General features: G+C 48.0%; 22 protein-coding genes. 19 read left to right on the forward strand and 3 right to left on the reverse strand.

Translation table 11 applies throughout. The features are described 5' to 3' along the window. Positions 1–116: 116 nt before the first annotated feature. From ACFQZR_RS03485 to rsmB, 10 genes are all read left to right on the forward strand, one after another. On the forward strand, positions 117–1991 hold the full coding sequence (locus tag ACFQZR_RS03485; protein ID WP_379342888.1) for a bifunctional homocysteine S-methyltransferase/methylenetetrahydrofolate reductase: 1875 nt from the start codon (positions 117–119) through the stop codon (positions 1989–1991). A gap of 84 nt (positions 1992–2075) precedes the next feature. Beyond that, positions 2076–2960 (forward strand): YicC/YloC family endoribonuclease, encoded by an 885-nt coding sequence (locus tag ACFQZR_RS03490; RefSeq protein ID WP_314584206.1) that lies wholly within the window; start codon positions 2076–2078, stop codon positions 2958–2960. 27 nt (positions 2961–2987) lie between these two features. Next, positions 2988–3248, forward strand: a complete 261-nt coding sequence (gene remA, locus ACFQZR_RS03495) for an extracellular matrix/biofilm regulator RemA (RefSeq protein ID WP_005548256.1) — start codon at positions 2988–2990, stop codon at positions 3246–3248. 13 nt (positions 3249–3261) lie between these two features. Continuing rightward, the gene (gene gmk, locus ACFQZR_RS03500; RefSeq protein ID WP_379342890.1) at positions 3262–3837 is read left to right on the forward strand and encodes a guanylate kinase; all 576 of its coding nucleotides are present in this window, start codon (positions 3262–3264) and stop codon (positions 3835–3837) included. 50 nt (positions 3838–3887) lie between these two features. Next, positions 3888–4097 (forward strand): DNA-directed RNA polymerase subunit omega, encoded by a 210-nt coding sequence (rpoZ, locus tag ACFQZR_RS03505; RefSeq protein WP_018756546.1) that lies wholly within the window; start codon positions 3888–3890, stop codon positions 4095–4097. Between the two features lie 133 nt (positions 4098–4230). Continuing rightward, entirely contained in the window at positions 4231–5466 is a 1236-nt protein-coding gene (gene coaBC, locus ACFQZR_RS03510; RefSeq protein WP_379342894.1) for a bifunctional phosphopantothenoylcysteine decarboxylase/phosphopantothenate--cysteine ligase CoaBC, read from the forward strand. Next, positions 5463–7982: a primosomal protein N' gene (gene priA, locus ACFQZR_RS03515; protein ID WP_379342896.1), complete on the forward strand. Its 2520-nt coding sequence runs from the start codon at positions 5463–5465 to the stop codon at positions 7980–7982. The genes coaBC and priA overlap by 4 nt, the downstream gene beginning before the upstream one ends. 39 nt (positions 7983–8021) lie before the next feature. Beyond that, positions 8022–8504, forward strand: a complete 483-nt coding sequence (gene def, locus ACFQZR_RS03520) for a peptide deformylase (protein ID WP_379342898.1) — start codon at positions 8022–8024, stop codon at positions 8502–8504. Next, positions 8505–9434, forward strand: a complete 930-nt coding sequence (gene fmt, locus ACFQZR_RS03525) for a methionyl-tRNA formyltransferase (protein ID WP_379342900.1) — start codon at positions 8505–8507, stop codon at positions 9432–9434. Beyond that, entirely contained in the window at positions 9431–10810 is a 1380-nt protein-coding gene (rsmB, locus tag ACFQZR_RS03530; protein WP_379342902.1) for a 16S rRNA (cytosine(967)-C(5))-methyltransferase RsmB, read from the forward strand. The genes fmt and rsmB overlap by 4 nt, the downstream gene beginning before the upstream one ends. Before the next feature lie 78 nt (positions 10811–10888). Here the strand turns inward: rsmB and gerQ are convergent, their stop codons facing one another. After that, a complete protein-coding gene (gerQ, locus tag ACFQZR_RS03535; protein WP_379342904.1) occupies positions 10889–11413 on the reverse strand; it encodes a spore coat protein GerQ in 525 nt (174 codons plus the stop codon). 40 nt (positions 11414–11453) lie between these two features. Next, positions 11454–11885: a cell wall hydrolase gene (locus ACFQZR_RS03540; protein ID WP_379343791.1), complete on the reverse strand. Its 432-nt coding sequence runs from the start codon at positions 11883–11885 to the stop codon at positions 11454–11456. A 187-nt stretch (positions 11886–12072) separates the two neighbouring features. Between ACFQZR_RS03540 and rlmN the strand changes: the two genes are divergently transcribed. The 7 genes from rlmN to spoVM all read left to right on the forward strand — a co-directional run bounded on the left by rlmN (position 12073) and on the right by spoVM (position 18174). Further along, positions 12073–13116, forward strand: coding sequence for a dual-specificity RNA methyltransferase RlmN (rlmN, locus tag ACFQZR_RS03545; RefSeq protein WP_379342906.1), 1044 nt, complete (start codon positions 12073–12075; stop codon positions 13114–13116). A 13-nt stretch (positions 13117–13129) separates the two neighbouring features. Continuing rightward, positions 13130–13903, forward strand: coding sequence for a Stp1/IreP family PP2C-type Ser/Thr phosphatase (locus ACFQZR_RS03550; RefSeq protein ID WP_379342908.1), 774 nt, complete (start codon positions 13130–13132; stop codon positions 13901–13903). Further along, positions 13900–16056 carry a Stk1 family PASTA domain-containing Ser/Thr kinase gene (gene pknB / locus ACFQZR_RS03555; RefSeq protein ID WP_379342910.1) on the forward strand — a complete coding sequence of 719 codons (2157 nt, stop codon included), beginning with the start codon at positions 13900–13902 and terminating at the stop codon, positions 16054–16056. The genes ACFQZR_RS03550 and pknB overlap by 4 nt, the downstream gene beginning before the upstream one ends. A gap of 53 nt (positions 16057–16109) precedes the next feature. Next, a complete protein-coding gene (gene rsgA, locus ACFQZR_RS03560) occupies positions 16110–17042 on the forward strand; it encodes a ribosome small subunit-dependent GTPase A (protein ID WP_379342912.1) in 933 nt (310 codons plus the stop codon). Positions 17043–17045: 3 nt separating this feature from the next. Beyond that, positions 17046–17708: a ribulose-phosphate 3-epimerase gene (rpe, locus tag ACFQZR_RS03565; protein ID WP_379342915.1), complete on the forward strand. Its 663-nt coding sequence runs from the start codon at positions 17046–17048 to the stop codon at positions 17706–17708. Positions 17709–17720: 12 nt separating this feature from the next. After that, on the forward strand, positions 17721–17978 hold the full coding sequence (locus tag ACFQZR_RS03570; RefSeq protein WP_379342917.1) for a hypothetical protein: 258 nt from the start codon (positions 17721–17723) through the stop codon (positions 17976–17978). Positions 17979–18093: 115 nt separating this feature from the next. Further along, on the forward strand, positions 18094–18174 hold the full coding sequence (gene spoVM, locus ACFQZR_RS03575) for a stage V sporulation protein SpoVM (protein WP_018751565.1): 81 nt from the start codon (positions 18094–18096) through the stop codon (positions 18172–18174). A gap of 160 nt (positions 18175–18334) precedes the next feature. On the opposite strand, the gene rpmB is transcribed toward spoVM, so the two are convergent. Then, complete coding sequence (gene rpmB / locus ACFQZR_RS03580) at positions 18335–18523, reverse strand: 50S ribosomal protein L28 (protein ID WP_018756532.1); 189 nt, start codon at positions 18521–18523, stop codon at positions 18335–18337. Positions 18524–18692: 169 nt separating this feature from the next. On the opposite strand from rpmB, the gene ACFQZR_RS03585 reads away from it, so the two are divergent. After that, entirely contained in the window at positions 18693–19052 is a 360-nt protein-coding gene (locus tag ACFQZR_RS03585; protein WP_379342920.1) for an Asp23/Gls24 family envelope stress response protein, read from the forward strand. Positions 19053–19067: 15 nt separating this feature from the next. Further along, on the forward strand, positions 19068–20810 hold the full coding sequence (locus ACFQZR_RS03590; protein ID WP_379342922.1) for a DAK2 domain-containing protein: 1743 nt from the start codon (positions 19068–19070) through the stop codon (positions 20808–20810). Positions 20811–20838 lie beyond the last annotated feature (28 nt).

The raw sequence follows: 20838 nt of genomic DNA on the forward strand, positions 1-20838 counted from the left end.
AAAGTACTTGAATCGGCTTCGAAGTTAAGGCCGCCCGGTGTGGAGTCATTTTGTGCTTATTTTTTCATATGAATTATGATACAGTAGGTTTACTTAAACTTAATGGGGTGGGGTTCATGAAGATTGATTTACGTCAAGCATTACAGCAGCAAATTCTCGTAGGTGACGGAGCGATGGGGACCTATTTGTACAACATGGGTTTTCCTGTGGGCATTTCCTATGAGGAGTTGAATCTGCTCCACCCGGACGTTATCGAGAATGTTCATCGGGAGTATGTTCAAGCGGGAGCGCAGCTCGTAGAGACCAATACATTCTCTGCGAATGCTGATAAATTATCCAAATATGGCCTCGAAGGCAAAGTAGAAGAAATTAACCGTGCCGGCGTTCGTATCGCGCGTCAAGCTGCGGGGGAATCGGCTTATGTCGTAGGCGCTGTCGGCCCGATTCGTGCCGGTCGCCGTAAAAATATTTTAGTAGATTATTTACAAGATTGCTTCGAAGAGCAGTTTCGTGCGCTGCTCGCAGAAGGTGTCGATGGGGTTTTATTAGAAACATTCTATGATGTGGAAGAAATGAAAATTGCGCTCGAGAAGCTGCGAGAATTAAGTGATCTGCCGGTCATTTGCCAATTTGCTGTTGAAGCCGGCGGTACAACGATGGACGGATTTTCGTTAGAAGAAGCTTTCAAGATTATTGAAGCTGCAGGTGCGGATGTCATTGGATTTAACTGCCATACAGGCCCTAGAGGAATTCTTCATTCCGTTGAAAAAATTCAAGGATTCTACCATTTGCCGATCTCCGTGTTCCCGAACGCGGGTATTCCTGACTATGTTGATGGCAAATATATGTATATGACTTCTCCGGAGTATTTCGGTGAATGCGCCATCAAATTCGCGAATATGGGCGTACAGCTTATCGGTGGATGCTGCGGAACAACACCGGCGCATGTCGAAGCGATTGCAAAGGCGCTTGTTGGATTCGTACCGAACGCGGAAGGAAATGTACATGTGAAGGGTCCGTCCAGCACGGGCGTGTCTGCGGCCAAACAAGCTGTTGTAGAACCTCCTGCGGGTACAACGGGGAATCCTAGCATTGTGGATCTTGTCAAGCAGCGTCATACAGTCATCGTTGAACTAGATCCTCCGCGTGATCTGGACATCACGAAATTCATGAAGGGTGCAGCGGCCTTGAAGGATGTGAGGGTCGATGCATTGACGTTAGCTGACAATTCTCTTGCAGTTACACGTATGAGTAATATGGCCCTCGGCAATAAAGTTAAGGTAGAGACGGGATTGCGCCCGCTCATTCATATTGCATGCCGTGACCGTAATTTGATTGGAACACAGTCGCATCTGATGGGCTTCGATGCATTAAATATTGATCATGTACTCGCCGTCACAGGGGATCCTGCACGATTTGGCGATTTACCGGGATCTAGCTCGGTCTATGATTTAACTTCTTTTGAGATTATTCGTATGATCAAACAATTAAATGAAGGCGTTGCTTTCTCTGGGAAACCGCTGAAGCAGAAAGCGAATTTTATCATAGGCGCAGCGTTTAACCCGAATGTAAAATACTTGGATAAAGCTGTACAGCGCCTCGAGAAGAAGATTGAAGCTGGCGCGGATTATATTATGACACAGCCTGTCTATGATCCAGCATTAATTGAACGAATCTATGAATCCACGAAGCATCTGGATATTCCGATTTTCATTGGTATTATGCCGCTTGCAAGCGGACGCAATGCCGAATATCTTCATAATGAAGTGCCAGGAATTCAGTTATCTGATGAGGTTCTCAAACGGATGGCTGGCCTGGAAGGGGAAGAGGGAAGAAAAGTAGGTATCGAGATTGCGAAGGAATTGCTCGATACGGCGATGCCGCGGTTTAATGGAATCTACTTCATGACACCGTTCATGTTCTATGAAATGAGTGTTACGTTGACGTCGTATGTCTGGGAAAAAGCCTCAGTGCTCCAATCCACTAGGTAGAGGAAGCTCAAAAGCAGACTTTTTGAACGCATACTTGTAACGATTATTAGAATCAATTATTATAGTGTAATGGATGTGGTCCCCATGGTTTTCAGTATGACAGGATTTGGTCATTCCGCGAGACATTTTGGCGGCTATAGAGTGCAGATCGAGATTAAATCCGTTAATCACCGCTACTGTGAGACGGTTATCCGCCTTCCGCGGGAATGGACATGCTACGAAGATGTACTGAAACGTATCGTCCAGAACCGTCTTGGACGTGGACGAATTGATATTTTTATCAACAAAGAGAAGGAAGAAGATGCTCTCAATACACCGCATATCAATTGGTCTGCAGCACATTCTTATGTGCAAGCAGCTAGTGCGCTGCGAGAGCGATTCGGATTCACGGATACGTTAACATTGAATCAATTGATGCAGATGCCTGATGTTCTCGTTGCGCGTGAGGATTCGACGCTTGCGAACGAAGAAGTCGAGGAGCATTTGGTAGCTGGCTTACAAGAAGCACTGAACGGATTATGTGAGATGCGTGCTAGAGAGGGGCACCATCTCGCAGAAGATACAGGATCTAGATTGACCACTTTAGAGGCGATTCATCAAGAACTTGTCCTCCTCGCCCCGACCGTCGTCTCCGAATACCGAACGAAATTAAGACAGCGGCTAGCGGATTTGCAGGATGCCACCTTCAAATTCGATGAGCATAAATTCGGTATGGAATTAGCCCTGTTCGCGGAACGTTGCAATATTGATGAAGAATTGACTCGGCTCAAGAGCCATTTTGGGCAATGCCGTACTTTGTTACAGATGCATGAGCCGATAGGACGTAAGCTGGATTTTCTAATTCAAGAAATGAATCGTGAAGTGAATACGATTGGATCGAAAGCGAATCACCTTGCGCTTGTAAATCGTGTGGTTGACATGAAAGCCGAACTGGAGAAAATTCGTGAACAGGTCGCGAATATGGAATAATGCATTTATTATAGGGGGAAACCAGAAATGGCTATCAAACTGATTAACATCGGTTTCGGGAATATCGTATCCGCGAATCGAATTATCTCGATCGTAAGCCCAGAGTCCGCGCCGATTAAGCGGATTATTCAAGAAGCGCGCGATCGGCATATGCTGATTGACGCAACCTATGGTCGCCGTACGCGTGCGGTTATTATTACAGATAGCGATCACGTTATTCTATCTGCAGTACAACCTGAAACTGTAGCGCATCGCCTCTCGACCAAGGATGATGACAACGACGAATGAGATGGAGAATACTATGAGTAAAGGTTTATTAATTGTGTTATCCGGCCCTTCTGGTGTAGGTAAAGGTACGGTATGTACCGCCCTGCGCAAAAAGATGCCTAATCTAATCTATTCCGTGTCTGCAACGACGCGTCAGCCGCGTATGGGTGAAGAAGAAGGTGTGAACTACTTCTATAAGTCCCGCGAGCAATTTCTGGATATGATTGAGCATAACCAACTGCTCGAGTATGCTGAATATGTGGGGAACTATTATGGAACACCGCGCGATTTCGTCGAGCAGACAATCAATGAAGGCAAAGATATTATCCTTGAGATTGAAGTTCAAGGTGCATTGCAAGTGAAAAAATCTTTCCCGCAAGGGGTCTTCATCTTCTTATTGCCGCCTTCCTTGGATGAGTTGAAGGATCGTATCAAAGGCCGTGGCACAGAGAACGAAACCGTTATTGATCATCGAATGTCTGTAGCAGAAGAAGAGATCAATATGATTGAATATTACGACTATGCGGTTGTCAACGATGAGATCGAACATGCATGCAGACGGATTGATGCGATTATCACCGCTGAGCATTGCAAGATCTCGAAAGAATAATAGCGCCAAGGCTTTATTGGATTTTTATTAGAAAAGAATGAGGTGTTCAAATGCTATACCCTTCGATCGATGAAATGATGAACAAAGTGGACAGTAAATACTCGCTAGTCGTTGCAGCTTCACGTCGGGCTAGACAATTAAGAGATGGATCCAAGTCTGATCTTCGCAATCCCAAATCCCACAAATTCGTAGGAACAGCGCTTGAAGAGATCTATGGTGATTTTGTTCAAATTGAGCGGAACGCTGAACCTAGAGATTAATCACGAATTATAAAGATAAGGCTCGTTCTTCCTCGACAACCGAAAGGTTGTTATTTTTTTACCACAATAGAATTTATGAAATTCTCTAAGGATAGAGATGCCAAATTCTATTTATTGATAAGGGGGGATACCCATGTTGAACGGAAAGAAGATTATTCTAGGGATTAGCGGAGGTATCGCAGCGTATAAGGCAATTACGCTATGCAGCAGACTCGTGCAGCATGGTGCGAACGTCCATGTCATCTTGACGGAGTCTGCCAAACATTTCGTGACGGAATTGACATTGCAGGCGTTATCACGCAACCCGGTATACACGGATACGTTCGATGAGCGCGATCCGTCCGTCGTATCTCATATTCATCTCGCTGACGAGGCAGATTTAGTCGTAGTCGCACCCGCAACAGCCAATACATTGGCTAAAATGACGTATGGACTGGCAGATGACATGTTAACGAATGTATTGCTTGCAACGACAGCTCCTGTGGTTGTTGCCCCTGCGATGAATGTACACATGTATCAGCATCCTGCAACGGTTCATAACATGAAAGTGCTCGAAGAACGCGGGGTGTTGTTTATTGAGCCGGGGACAGGTCAATTGGCTTGCGGGTACGTCGGACAAGGAAGACTCGCTGAACCCGAGGATATATTCCACTTCATCGAGCGCTTCTTCGCGGATCAGCATCGTGCGGCGACGCAGCAGGATGAGCCATTGCTGTTAGCAGGTCGCACAGTGATCGTAACAGCAGGGGGGACGGTTGAACGGATTGACCCTGTTCGTTACATTACGAATGATTCATCCGGCAAAATGGGATACGCGATTGCGCGTGCAGCACGGGATTTGGGTGCGAATGTGCAGTTGATCGCAGCAAGTACGGATGGGCCTCCGCCGGAAGGTGTCGAGGTCATTCGGGCGATGTCAGCACAAGACATGTACGATCGTGTGATGGAACGGATGGATGAAGCGGATATTATTATCAAAGCGGCAGCAGTCGCGGATTATCGTCCTGCGAAAATGGAATCCAGCAAGATGAAGAAGACCAATGAACGGTTGACGCTGGAGCTTGAGCGTACGCAAGATATTTTGCAGGAAATTGGGAGACGGAAGACGCAGCAGTTCGTTGTTGGATTCGCGGCAGAGACGAATGATGTGGAGCGCTATGCGCTTGATAAATTATCGCGGAAAAATTGCGACCTTATGGTCGCAAACGATGTGACTGCGGAAGGCGCCGGATTCGGCGTGGATACGAATATTGTTCATATCTATGACCGTCAGGGCCTTATTGAAGCACTACCGCAAATGTCCAAAGATCAAGTTGCGCATCGTCTACTCCGCATCGTCTCTGAACGGTTGGCGGGTGGACGCGGTTGACACGTTATGCAAGAGTGATTGTCGATGTGCCGAGTAAGCAGACCAATCGGCCATTTGATTATATGATTCCGGATGCGATGGAGCCTTGGATTGAAGTCGGCAGCCGGGTCGGGGTTCCATTCGGACCAAGAACTGTGCAAGGTTTTGTGGTGGGGTTCACATCGGATGAATCATTAGAAGTGAATAAAAGTCGCATGAAATATATTCAGGAACTCTTGGATCTCGTTCCTCCTTTATCCCCCGATTTGATCGAGCTGGGCGCTTGGATGAGTGCGAAGTATGTATGCCACGATATTGCCGCACTGCAATCGATGATACCAACCGCGCTGAAAGGCAAGGTTGAGCGCGTGCTGCATGTCTCGGAGACATATCAGGATGATGAATTGCTGTGGCTTCCAGAGGAACGCAGTGTGCTTGAGACCGTTGAGCGTTTAGGGCCGATGAAGCTTGAACAGGTGACCTCGATGTTCCCCGCGCATGAGAACTTGATCAAACGCCTGCTAAAGCAAGGGTACTTAATCGAGACACAATCCATCAAAGACCGTGTCGCGAAGAAGAAAGTGAAGACGGTGCTCTTAAAGATCGAGGAAGAAGAAGCGGAAGCGATACTCGCTTCGTTCCCAACCAAGGCCCGTCGGCAGAAGGAAGCTTTAGAGTTCCTCATGCAGACCTGGCAGCCGATGCTCATGACGGATTTGCTCACAGAGCTGCATACGACGAGTTCAACGATTAAAGGGCTTGAAGATAAAGGTTATGTAGAAATCCAGGAGATGGAAGTGTTCCGTGATCCTTATGCGGATCGTCGGTTCAAGAAATCGGAGCCGATGCGTTTCACCGAAGAACAGCAGCACGTATATGATAGGATAGAGGCATCGCTAGACACACGCGAACATGATTTGTTCTTGCTGCACGGTGTTACTGGAAGCGGGAAGACGGAGGTCTACTTGCAGTCGATTCAGCATTGTATAGCCCAGGGCCGTGAAGCCATCGTACTCGTCCCGGAAATCTCCCTTACGCCGCAGATGGTGGAACGATTTAAGAGCCGATTTGGCGCGTTAGTCGCCGTGCTGCATAGCAGACTCTCTCATGGTGAGCGGTATGATGAATGGCGCAAAATTCGCGAGCGCAAGGTGAAGGTTGCGATTGGTGCGCGTTCAGCGATTTTCGCGCCATTCGAACAAATTGGGCTTGTGATTATCGATGAGGAACATGAGACTTCGTATAAGCAAGAAGAGAGTCCGAAGTATCATGCTCGAGATGTGGCAGTGAAACGAGCTGCGCAGCAAGGGGCTGTCGTCATCTTGGGTTCGGCTACGCCTTCGCTGGAGAGCTATCGTGCTGCCGTTGAAGGGCAGCCTTTGCCGGGCTTCGACGATCAAGCTCCGATGCGGCTGCTGTCTATGCCGACGCGGGTTGGCGGGCGAGATCTTCCGACGGTTCATATCGTAGATCTGCGTGAAGAGCTTAAGAACGGCAACCGTTCGATGTTCAGTCGTCCGCTGTACCAAGCGATTGAAGACCGCCTCAAGAAGCAGGAGCAGATGGTCCTGCTTCTTAATCGGCGTGGATATTCGACTTTTGTCATGTGCCGGACTTGCGGATACGTGGCTCAATGTCCGGAGTGCGATATCGCCTTGACCTTTCATCAGAAGTCGAATCACTTACGCTGCCACTATTGCGGTCATGCGGAGAAAGCGCCAAAGACATGTCCTTCTTGCGAGAGTGAGCATATTCGCTATTTCGGAACCGGTACGCAGCGCGTCGAGGAGGAGCTCTCCAAGCTGTTCCCAGGTATCCGAGTCATTCGAATGGATGTGGATACGACGACGGAGAAAGGCTCCCATGAAAAGCTGCTCGGTCAGTTCCGAGATCGTCAGGCCGATGTTCTCTTAGGCACACAGATGGTTGCGAAAGGACTTGACTTTCCTTATGTGACACTGGTCGGTGTCATCACAGCTGATTCGGCGCTGAACATTCCGGATTTCCGTGCAGCGGAACGTACCTTTCAGCTGTTAACGCAGGTAGCTGGCCGTGCAGGCCGTCATCATCTGCCTGGGGAAGTCTTTATTCAGACATATACGCCAGAGCACTATTCCATTCAGCATGCATCGGAGCATCATTATGAGGCGTTTGCTCGGGATGAAATAGAGCATCGCTGGAAGCGGGCCTATCCGCCTTATTGCAATCTGATTCTGATTACGTTCTCACATGAACAGCTTCCTTTGCTGGTTCGTATGAGTGAGAATTTCGCGACGCGCGTGAGGGAACAAGCGATTGCACGCGGATGGAGTCAGGCGCTGGATAGTCCTTCGGAAGATGCATTCGAATTGCTCGGGCCCGTTGCATCGCCGATGCCGCGGATCAAGAATAGATACCGATTTCAATGTATGTTAAAATATCGGGGGAACGTTGATGCCGTGCAGCTTGTACGCGAGATTTCGGCGGAGTTCGATGAACATGTCAGAGGACAACAACTGCTTATCAGTGTGGATGTCGATCCCCAAATGTTAATGTAACGACTAGATAGAGAAAAGTGAATGAAGGAGGGTGCTGTGATGGCCGTTCGAGTTATTGTGCAAGAGCCAGATCCGGTGCTGCATAAACGTGCAAAAGAAGTAACGGAGATTACGCCTAAAATTATTAAATTGATCGATGATATGGCAGAGACGATGTATGATGCGGATGGGGTTGGCTTAGCTGCGCCGCAGGTGGGCATCCTTAAGCGTGTTATTGTGGTTGATTGTGGTGATGAGCATGGGTTGATTGAGATGATTAACCCGGAGATACTTTCCAAAGAAGGTGAGCAATTCGGTTCAGAGGGGTGCCTAAGCATCGTTGGAATCAATGGTGATGTTCGTCGTGCAATGACGGTTACGGTGAAGGGATTGAATCGTCATGGCGAAGAATTTACAATTACAGGCTCGGAGCTGCTGGCACGCGCTTTTCAGCACGAGGTTGATCATTTGAATGGGATATTGTTCACAGAGCTTGCCGAGAAACTCTACGACACTTCCGAACGGAAAGGCAAGGAGAATTAAATGAAAATTGTATTTATGGGGACGCCGGAGTTCGCCGTTCCATCACTACAAATGTTATTAAGCGAAGGATATAACGTAGCGGCAGTCGTCTCGCAGCCGGATCGGCCAAAGGGTAGAAAACGGCTATTAACACCGACCCCTGTGAAGGAAGTAGCGATTGAGAACGGTATTCCTGTGCTCCAGCCGATGAAACTTCGCAGTCCTGAATCGGTCGATGAGCTTGCCAAGTTGCAACCTGATTTGATCGTAACGGCTGCGTATGGACAAATTCTACCAAAAGCGGTTTTGGATCTTCCGCGATTAGGCTGCATCAATGTACACGGTTCGCTTCTGCCCGAATACCGCGGTGGAGCGCCAATCCAACGTTCGATTATGAATGGGGAGACCGTTACCGGTGTTACGATTATGTATATGGCGGAAGGTTTGGATACGGGGGATATGATCTCGCGCGTCGAGGTACCGATTACCGACGAGGATACGGCGGGCACGATGTTCGAGAAGCTCAGTATTGCTGGAGCGAATCTGCTTCGAGAGACGCTGCCTGAATTGATTGCTGGACGCATCGAAGCTGTGAAGCAGGATGAGTCACTCGCTACGTATTCGCCGAATTTGACGCGTGAAGATGAGCGAATTGATTGGTCACGCAGCTCGAGAGATATTTTCAACCAAGTCCGCGGCCTTGTTCCATGGTCAGGTGGGTTTACCCTCTGGCAGGATGAAGTGTTCAAGGTATGGTCATGCCGTGTGTCAGCGAGCACTTCGGATGCTGTGCCAGGCACAGTCCTTGCCTGCGATATGAATGGCATTGAAGTGAAGACAGGAGACGGTTCGATCATTCTGACGCAAGTTCAGCCTGCTGGCAAGAAAGCAATGGATGCTTCGGAATTTGTGCGCGGCGGGAAAATGACGAAGGGAACGATACTCACGTGAGCGGGGCGGCGAAAAGAAAGGTGCCTGCTCGTGAAGTTGCACTTGATGTCTTGACCCGTGTCGAGCAAGAGGGAGCTTATAGCAATCTGCTCTTGAACCAATCGCTCCAGAAATTGCAGTTAGAACGTACGGAGGCTGGATTTGCTACGGAATTGGTCTATGGGACAATTCAACGACTGAATACCATTGACTATTTCTTAAGCTCATTCGTGAGCAAAGGACTTGCGAAGCTGCAGCCTTGGGTACGAAATTTGCTGCGCTTAAGCTTCTATCAGATCTATTACCTCGATCGGATTCCACCGCATGCGGCCGTGAATGAAGCGGTGAACATTGCCAAACGCAAAGGACATCAAGGGATCTCAGGCATGGTGAACGGCGTTCTGCGGAATGTGCTGCGTAATAAGGAATCACTTAGCATTCCTGAATCGCTGGATCGTGTTGCCCGCATCGCGCTCTCTTATTCGCATCCGGAATGGATGGTAGAACGTTGGATTCGGCAGTATGGTGAAGAAGCTGCCATTGCGATGTGTGCTTCGAACAATGAAGCACCACATGTAAGTGTTCGAGTAAATCGTGTGAAGACGGATCGGGATTCCATGCTTGAAGCGATGACGTCAGCAGGTATGGATGCACGTCCGTCCGAGCTATCGCCTGCAGGCATTGTGGTTGATAGCGGCGGCAATATGGCTTTGACGGATTGGTACAAAGACGGACTCTTCTCGGTTCAAGATGAGAGCTCGATGCTTGTTGCCGAAGCGCTGAATCCGGAGGCGGGAATGGAAGTATTGGATTGCTGTGCAGCCCCAGGCGGCAAGACGGCACATATCGCAGAGCTGATGAATGATAAAGGCCATGTCTTGGCGAATGATGTACACCCGCACAAACAGAAGCTGATTGCGGAACAAGCCTTCAGATTGAAGCTAGGGTCGATTGAGACGAGAGTGAGTGATGCGTTATCTTTGGCTAAGCAGCTGAAGCCTGCGTCCTTCGAGCGCATTCTGCTCGATGCTCCTTGTTCAGGACTTGGCGTAATTCGGCGTAAACCAGACTTGAAATGGGCAAAGAAGCCGGAAGAAGTGGAACAGATTGCAGCGCTGCAATCGAAGCTTCTGGATGAAGTTCAATCTCTACTTCGTCCAGGCGGAATTCTCGTCTATAGCACCTGTACGACCGAACCGGAAGAGAATGTTCGTATGGCGGAAGCTTTCCTTGACCGGCACCCTGACTTCACTTGGGCGGACGAAGAATCGGCGAGTCCGGCTTGGCTCGATATTTGCGAGAAGACTGGGGAGTCTGCGAATCTAATTCAGATTCTACCGCATCAGTTCCATTCGGACGGATTTTTTATCGCAAGATTCATGAAACGCAAATCCTAATCCATCAAAGAACCTCCTATTCCACAGGTTTGTGGGAGCGGGAGGTTCTTTTTTAGATTTATAAACTTGTTTCGTGAATTAGCGAGGCGGGTTGCCTATAACGCCTGGATACGTATAGTTGAGAGGTTCGTCAAAAGTTATATAATCGAGGTTCACCATCAGCAGGAGGATGCGTTGTCCTGTTATCGGATCGCTGATGATAATGTGGTCGCGCCCTGCTGCTTCGATGACGCCGCGGAAAATTTTGGCGTTCCATTCGCAGTTATTCTCATATGTCATGTAGAATGTACCGGTTTTGCCGAGGTTCAGGCGAAGAATATTCTCTACATAAGATTGCTCAAATTGAGGTGGAGCTACTGTCGTCCCTGATGGTGTAATCAGGGCACCGGTTGTGGCAGCCATAGGCCCGACGGGCGTACCAGGTGCTGGTGCTGCCCCTTGCGCTTGCATTCCTTGCATGCCTTGCATGCCAGGGTTCATTGGAGCGGTAGCGGGATAACCGGGCATGGTGCTCTGCGGCATGGGGATTCCTGCTGGTGCTGGAGCGGGAGCTGGCATCATATACCCATAATTACCTACTGATCCTCGATAAACGTAATTCATTGCGTTCTATTCCTCCTCAAATAATATCTCTTTTTAGGTGTTAACATGAACGATAGACTTGCGGGCAATCTTCACCTTTCGGGATATAAAAGCAATGCAATTTGAATCTGCCGCTATGCTCTTGGTTGTACCAAGAGGGCGGGCAGTCTCCGACTGGACGGAAGTACCATAGTGCATTGCTTGCCGGCCATAATTGTTCGCCGTTAACTGCTCTTTGGGCGAGGCGGATATCTCTGTCGCGTGCCTTTTGATAGAAGTATCCTTTTTGGACTGCTTCGAATCCGCCAGGACTTTGGTAGACCATATCGTTGATACTGCGAATATTCAAGAAATCAAGGCAGTCAGCTAAAATGCGGTTAACACCAACGTTGCCAACCATCAACATGCCTTGTTCACCCTCGCCTTCTGCCTCTGCTCGCAAGAGTCGTGCCAGCAACTTCAAATCTTCGGAATTTGCTTTGATGACAGCTATACTCTCTTCACCCCTTCCGTCTCTGACGTGGTCATTCACCCATACCTATCATATTGAGCGAGGGGGTAAGAGGTGATTACTTTCTTGCGAAAAATTCCTCCCTCTTTAGCCAGGGGGTTATTTATGTTAAAATAGGACGAATGAGATAAACTAAGTAGAAAATGGACTGAATAGGTTGTGAGAAAAATTGGATAAACCATTTATTTATGATTTTACACTTGAAGAACTGCAAACATGGGCCAAGGAGAACGGGGAGCCTGTATTTCGAGCGGCTCAAATCTTCGATTGGATTTATGTGAAACGCGTAGATAACTTTGAACAAATGAGTAATTTGTCCAAAGAACTCCGGCATAAACTAGAAGAGCAGTTTCAATTTGTAACCTTAAAAGAAATTACGAAGTATGAATCCAAAGACGGTACGGTGAAATTCCTCTTCGGTCTACACGATGAACATGCGATTGAGACAGTTGTGATGAAGCACAACTACGGTAATAGCGTGTGTGTCACGACGCAAGTGGGCTGCCGTGTCGGTTGTACGTTCTGTGCTTCAACCTTAGGTGGATTGAAACGGAATTTAACAGCAGGCGAGATTGTTGCGCAAGTCGTTCAAGCTCAGAAAATTCTCGATACACGCGATGAACGCGTAAGCAGTATCGTGATTATGGGAACAGGCGAACCTTTCGAGAACTATGAGGAGACCATGAAGTTTTTGCGTCTTATGATTCATGAGAAAGGTCTTAATATTGGGCAGCGTCATATCACTGTCTCGACAAGTGGCATTGTACCGAATATTTATAAATTTGCGGACGAGAATACACAGATTAATCTAGCGATTTCCATCCATGCTCCCAATGATGCGCTTCGCTCAAAGCTCATGCCGGTGAATCGCAGATTCCCATTCAATGATGTTATGGATTCACTTCGTTATTATTTGGCGAAGACGGGACGCAGAATTACGTTCGAATATGCCCTCATTGGCGGTGTGAACGATCGTCCTGAACATGCGGAAGAGCTTGCTGATGTGATTAAGGACATGCTCTGCCATGTGAATTTGATTCCTGTTAACCACGTGCCTGAGCGCAACTACGTAAGAACACCGCGTAATGATATTTTTGAATTCCAACGGATTCTAGAACGTAAAGGAATTAATGCGACCATTCGTCGCGAACAAGGACATGATATCGCAGCGGCTTGCGGACAATTGCGGGCGAAGCATTTGGAAGCCAAATAGCGAGGTGAGAGCCATGAATATGGTACAGCGTTCCGATGTTGGGCGCGTTCGAACAGTCAATGAAGATCTATCTTGGGTACAAGCTCTGGACAGCGGGGTAACACTTGCGATTGTTGCAGATGGAATGGGTGGTCATCAAGCGGGGGACACCGCGAGCAGGCTAGCCGTTGAGACGGTCTCGCAGCAATTGCTGTCGCTCCGTTCGGGGCTTTCTGCTGAAGAATTAGGAGATGCGCTAGCTGCAGCGATTCTGCGAGCGAACCGCGTGATTTACGAACTCGCTTCGCAAGACAGGAAGTATCATAATATGGGGACGACGATCGTGGCTGTCCTTCTCGATGGTCTGAAGGGCATGATCGGTCACATTGGAGATAGTCGCGTCTACAAAATAAATGAAGATGTGATCGAACAGCTGACAGAAGATCATTCTCTCGTGAACGAGTTGGTGAAGAAGGGTCAGATTAGCAGCGAAGAAGCGCAGCATCATCCGATGAAAAATGTTGTGACTCGTGCATTAGGAACGGACCCACATGTGTCCGTAGAGTTAATCCCTGTCGCACTTACTGAGCATGATACGCTTATGCTGTGCAGCGATGGGTTAAGCAATCGCGTTACGGAAGATGAAATGAAGCGTACCGTCAATACGGTACAAGACTCTCTTGCTGCGAGAGCGGATCAACTGCTTCAATTAGCCCTGCAAGCGGGCGGCGAAGATAATATTACAGTTGTTCTATTGGAACAGACATCAAGAATTAACGACAGCGCAGTAAGGGGGTGGGCGGAATGATTGGTCATGAACTAGGCGGACGATACGAGATACTAACACGAGTAGGCGGCGGCGGTATGGCGCTTGTCTATAAAGCCCAGGACCTATTATTAGGACGTAACGTAGCCGTTAAAATTTTGCGTCAAGAGTTCGTCCATGATGAGGAGTTTATTCGTCGGTTTCGTCGGGAGGCCCAGTCAGCGGCAGCCTTATCACATCCGAATGTTGTAAGTATCTATGATGTAGGTCAAGAAGAAGACATTCATTATATTGTGATGGAATACGTCGAAGGTCAGAATTTAAATGAGTATATTAAAGAGAAGGCGCCGCTCCAGGCCGAAGAAGCGATACATATTGCGATGCAAATCTGTGATGCTTTGGATCATGCGCACCATAACGAGATTATTCATCGTGACATCAAGCCCCATAACATTCTTATTGGCAAAAATGGCCGTGTGAAGGTGACGGATTTTGGGATAGCACGTGCTGTAACCTCGTCTACGATTACACATGCAGGTTCGGTGCTGGGGTCTGTGCATTACTTCTCGCCAGAACATGCGAAGGGCGTTGCTACAGGGGCGAAGTCGGACTTATATTCGCTTGGGATTGTGCTCTATCAGATGCTCACTGCGCGTCTGCCATTCCTTGGCGAGAGCCCGATCAGTGTTGCGCTTAAGCATCTGCAAGATGAATTCGAGGAGCCTCGCGTAGTCAATCCGTTGATTCCGCAGAGTGTAGAGAACATCATTCTGAAATCGATGCGCAAGAATCCACAGGAACGTTATCAATCGGCTAAAGAAATGATGGCGGATCTGGATACGAGTCTATCAGCGGATCGTCGGTTCGAGAAGAAGATTGGCTTCGAAGACGATGCATTTATCGATGAGCAGAAGACTCGTGTTATTCCTGCCATTAAGCCGGATCGTATTGCGCCGAAGAAAGCTGCAGCTCCGATTGCTCGTGAAGTGAAAGAAGAGACAGAAGAGCAGGAGAACGAACGTACAGAGCCCAAGAAGAAGTGGGTGAAGCCAGCCGTTTGGGTAGGAGCGACTATCGTGTTTCTTGCGATTATGCTCGGGGTCGTGCTGTACGTGCAGAAGCTTGTCTATGTCCCGGAGGTAACGCTGCCGAACCTCGTGAATCTTACGGAGGAAGAGGCAAGGAAGCAGTTGTCGGATCTGAAGATTGACATCGAAGAGCCGGTTAACCGCGTGAATAAGGAAGGCTTTGCGAAGGGAATTGTATTCGAGCAGAGCAAGCCGGAAGGCACGAAAGTGAAGGAAGGCTCTACGATCTCGATTTCGGTCAGCGAAGGGGTTCCAATGTTTAAGATGCCGGAGTTGACCAATAAATCGTATTCGGAAGCACGTCAGATGCTAATCGATCTGAAGGTGCCGGAGAGCCAGATTACGAAAGTGGAAGAAAATAATGATAATGTGGCAGCAGGCCTCGTGTTCGCGCAAACGCCTGAGGCTGGTACGGATAGTGACCTCACACAGGTGCAAGTACGCCTGACAGTGAGTAAGGGCAGCGCAGCCATCCCGATGCCGAATTTGATCACAATGACGGAAGATGAAGCGAAGGCGGCTATTCAATCCAAAGGCTTGAAGCTTGCAGCGGAATCCGGTGGCGTGAAGCGCGAGCCGAGCTACTTCCCGAAAGGTGAAGTGTTTAAGCAATGGCCGTATGAACCGAAGGAGATGGTGGAGCCGAATTCGGAGGTTATGATCTACGTGAGTTCAGGTTATCCGCCGGAAGCGATTGAATATACGTTCAATCTGCCGGTTGCGCCAGTTGAAGAGGGCAAGAAGAGCTCCATTCGGATTGTCTATTCCGATGCTCGCGGAGAAAATATTGAATGGGGTCCTGCTCAGACCATTTCACATGTTCAGACGTTTGCCATCGATCTCGTGCTTGCGCCGAATAAAGATGGTGTCGTTAATGTCTATCGGAACAAAGAGTTCCTTGATTCGTATCCTGTCTCTTACTTTGATGCGAAGAATGGGACGGTTCAAATTCCGCAAATCGATGTCCCTGCGACAACGGATCCTACGGATGGAACTACGACCGACGAATGGACCGATAGCACCTTCGATACGGGGAACAATGGGAACGGTAATGGCAACGGCCATGGTAATGGGAAAGACAAGAAAAACAAACATAATGATAACTAAGTCACATAATCGAAGCGGAGGGATGCTGCCATTCGAAGAATAGGAGCGAGAATATGCCTCAAGGGTTAATTGTCAAGGCATTAAGCGGTTATTACTATGTTGAAGTGTCAGGTGAGCTCATTCAATGCCGGGCGCGTGGGATTTTCAAGAAAAGAGGCGAGTCGCCGCTCGTTGGCGATTACGTTGAATATACGCTTACGGAGAACGGGGAGGGGATGGTCGATGCGATCTCCCCTCGCTCTTCGGAGCTGATCCGTCCACCAATCTCCAATGTGGAGCAAGCGATTCTTGTCTTCTCAGTTCAAGAACCGGAACTTAATCTACAGTTGCTCGACAAATTCCTTGTTCATATTGAACATGCTGGACTGGATGTTGTGATCTGTTTCACCAAGGAAGACTTGCTTGATGAGTCTTCAATGGAGAAGGATGCAGAGGTTAGCCTGTCCTTCAATGGGGAACAAGAGTTAACGAAGATAGAGGATGCTGAGGCGCTGTACAAACAAATTGGCTATACCGTTATTCGGACAAGTTCTGTAACGGGCCTGGGCACAGAAGAACTCATGGCGCAGCTGACGGGGAAAATCAGTGTCTTTGCTGGTCAATCCGGGGTGGGTAAGTCTTCGATGCTTAACGCGCTCTTGCCAGGGCTTGCACTGGAGACGAATCAGATCAGTATGCGGCTTGGCCGCGGTAAGCATACGACAAGACATGTGGAATTGATTCCTCTGCCTGCTGGGGGATTCGTAGCGGATACGCCGGGATTCAGTCAGCTCGACTTCTTAGAGCTTGGTGTTGAGGCATTAGGCGACTGCTTCCGGGAGTTCCGGGACTATGCGGCAGGGTGTAAATTCCGAGGTTGTACGCATCTGCATGAGCCGGGCTGTAAAGTGCTTGCTGCCAAAGAAGCGGGTGAGGTTTCGGCGAGCCGGTATGCGCATTACGAGCTGTTCTACAATGAAATGAAAGAAAAGAAACGGAGGTACTAATCGATGAAACATAAAATTGCTCCGTCCATTTTGTCTGCGGATTTTGCTAAGCTTGGGGATGAAATTAAAGAAGTTGAGCGCGGAGGAGCCGACTGGATCCATGTGGACGTGATGGATGGTCATTTCGTGCCGAATATTACGATTGGTCCGTTAATTGTGGATGCCATACGTCCGCATACAACGCTACCACTTGACGTTCATCTGATGATTGAGAAACCTGAACAATATATTCCTGTATTCGCTAAGGCAGGTGCGGATTGGATTACGGTTCATGCTGAGGCATGTACGCATCTCCACCGTGTCATCCACTTGATCAAAGAGCAGGGGGTTAAGGCTGGCGTCGCTCTGAATCCAGCAACACCGTTATCGGCGATTGAGGAAGTGCTTGAAGATCTGGATATGGTCTTAATTATGACGGTGAATCCGGGATTTGGCGGTCAGAGCTTCATTGAGAGCACGTTGTCCAAAATCACTAGACTACGCAACATGTTAGATGCTCGTGGATTACAGCATGTGCATATTGAGGTAGATGGTGGAGTTAACGAAGAGACCGTTGCGCGTGTCGTTCAAGCAGGTGCAGACGTGCTCGTTGCAGGCAGCGCTGTATTTGGGCAGCAAGATCGCAAAGCTGCAATGGAACGCATTCGAGATCGCATGACATTGTAAGGAGTGACTTTCGTGACAGCACTGTGGTTAATTGTAGCCAGTCTATTATCGGGCATATTGCTCGGGACTTATACGTTAATGGCGTCGCCTGCGAACTTAATCTGTTCCTTGCTGGCGCTTGTGATTACGATTTATTTCTTCCGCAAATATGAACGCCTTGCGATTCGGATTTGGTATGTCGTTCTATCGATCATATTCTTCTTCCTCTTTATTATCGTGATCACGATGATTCAATTTGTGAAGACGAATCCGATACCTGCATCGATTTAGGATTTGGGCTTATCCTTATCATTCTCTATGGAATAGGGCATGCCGTTCCCGCATATGATGGATACATAAGTGTGCGGGAGTGGGGGTTCTTTAGAAAATGTTGGGAGGGTGGAGTATGAAATTTTATACATTCAAGTTACCGAAGTTCTTGGGAGGCTTTGTAAAGGCGATTCTGAATACGTTCCATAAGAACTAGCGCGTAGTAACGCGCTAATCTGCGGTATCGTCTTCTTCATCCTGTGGTGGAGTCAAGACTTTGTATAGGCTAGCTGGAATTATGATACTTATAAAAGTTTTTTACATTTAAAAAAGCACCTGCGCGAGCAGGTGCTTTTTGCTTATGAGTTTATCAGTTATTATACGCGAGCTACTTTACCGGATTTCAATGCGCGTGTGCTAACATAAACACGTTTTGGCTTGCCATCTACCAAAATACGAACTTTTTGAACGTTAACGCCCCAAGTGCGTTTGTTTTTGTTGTTTGCGTGGGAAACGTGGTTTCCTGTTTTTGGCGATTTGCCAGTTACGAAACATTTGCGAGACATTGAGTACACCTCCTTGTTCGAGACACCTGCATAAAACAATACTTATATATAATAGCATAGGCAAATTTGCTTCGTCAACTCACCTAAAAAACTTTATTTATTTATCTTATCTATTATAGTACAATGTTGATTAGTCCATAATACACAAAAAGGAGTGGAGAAAAGAGAGATGACTATTCAACTCAGCATGGAAAGTGGAAAAGTATACATATCTGATGATGTCGTAGCGATCATTGCAGGTTCTGCTGCTCTGGATTGTTATGGGCTGATAGGAATGGCTTCGCGCAAACAATTGAAGGATGGCATTGCTGAACTGCTCGGCCGTGAGAACTTGGCTCGTGGTGTTGAGATTCGTAAGGTGAATGACCAGGTTCAAATAGATTTATACATTATTGTCAGCTATGGTACGAAAATATCCGAAGTTGCTCATAATATTCAAATTAAAGTGAAGTATGTGCTGAATGAAATCGTCGGAATTCATGTTGATGTGGTGAATGTGTTTGTGCAGGGCGTACGTGTAATAAGTTAGGAAGGGGAATACACCTTGAGGAAGTTTTCATTGGATGGGGCAGATTTTACAAGCATGGTCTTACGGGGTGCAAATCAATTGCATCAGTATTCCGATCATGTGAATTCATTAAATGTGTTTCCTGTCCCAGACGGAGATACAGGAACGAATATGAATTTAACGATGGCGGCGGGCGTGAATGCACTACGGGAGAAGAGCTCTCCGTCGCTTGGGAAGAGCGCTGAGGTGCTGTCCAAAGGATTACTGATGGGCGCACGTGGGAATTCGGGAGTTATTCTCTCCCAATTATTCCGTGGATTTAGCAAATCCGTCGTAGGTTTAGATTCCATCAATTCGAATCAATTTGCTGCTGCACTGCAGAGTGGTGTGGATACAGCTTACAAAGCAGTCGTCAAACCCGTAGAAGGGACCATCTTGACCGTTGCGAAAGAGGCAGCCAAGCACGCAGTGCAAATCGCTCGCCGTACGACAGATATCTTGGAATTGATGCGTGAAGTGCTCCAGAAGGCGAATGAGGCTTTGGCGAACACGCCAAACCAACTGCCGGTGCTGAAGCAAGTCGGTGTCGTGGATTCAGGGGGACAAGGACTCGTCTACATTTACGAAGGGTTCTTGCAAGCTATTGAGGCTGGCGAAGCTTCTCTTACGGACGTGCCAGCGCATCCTGCAACTACAGCTTCCACTGTAGATTCAGTGAAGCATACGGTGTCTGCACAATCGCAATTATCAACGGAAGATATTGAATTTTTGTACGATATGGAGTTTTTCATTCAGTTAAATTTAGGAAAACCGCAAAAGAAGTTCGACGAGCACCAATTCAGGAAAGCGCTTGCGAAGAATGGGGACTCGATCATCGTGATCGCGGATCAAGAGATTGTGAAGGTTCACGTACATTCCAAAGCGCCAGGCGATGTCCTGAGTGAATCGCTGCAATATGGCGAATTGATCAAGATTAATATTCTGAATATGCGTGAGCAGCACCGTGATCTACTAGCCGATGGCGGCGATGTTACGCCGATGCCGGAACTGTATCCTGCCATTAATAGAGAAGAAGCGGGAACTGTAGAGACGGTTGTTGAACCTCCAGCAGATGAGCTTGCTGCTTATGGGATGATTTCTGTCTCGATGGGACAAGGGATATCGGATATCTTCATAAGTCTTGGCGTAGATGTCGTTCTCTCAGGTGGGCAGACGATGAACCCGAGTACAGAAGATTTCGTTAAGGCGATTGCGTCGATCTCCGCGCAGCATATCTTAATTCTTCCGAACAACTCGAACATTATTCTTGCGGCACAACAAGCCAAGGAGCTCGTAACGGACCGTGAAGTGACGGTATTGCCATCGAAGACAATTCCGCAAGGTCTTGCGGCAGCATTTGCTTTCCAAGAAGACGAATCCGTCGAAGTGAATATTGAAGCGATGGGGCAGGCCATTTCGCATGTGCAGTCAGGTCAAGTGACGTATTCGATCCGTGATACGAGCCTAGATGGCCTTGAGATCAAAGCGGGTCACTATATCGGGATTCATAATTCCAAAATTGTCGCGACAACCGATTCCATTGTGGAGACTTGTCAGGACTTGCTTCGCCAAATGATCGGCAGCGGCGACGAGATCGTCACGATCTTGGTCGGAGACGATGCAGAAGAAGAGACAACTGGGCAGTTAACGTCATGGATGGCAGAGCAATTCCCAGATGCGGAAGTGGAGATTCATTCAGGCGGACAGCCAATCTATCATTATCTGTTCTCCGTAGAGTAAATCTTCGATAATAACTCGCATTGCGTAT

Source organism: Paenibacillus sp. GCM10027629 (assembly GCF_042676425.1).
GTDB classification, from domain to species: Bacteria; Bacillota; Bacilli; order Paenibacillales; family Paenibacillaceae; genus Paenibacillus_K; species Paenibacillus_K terrigena.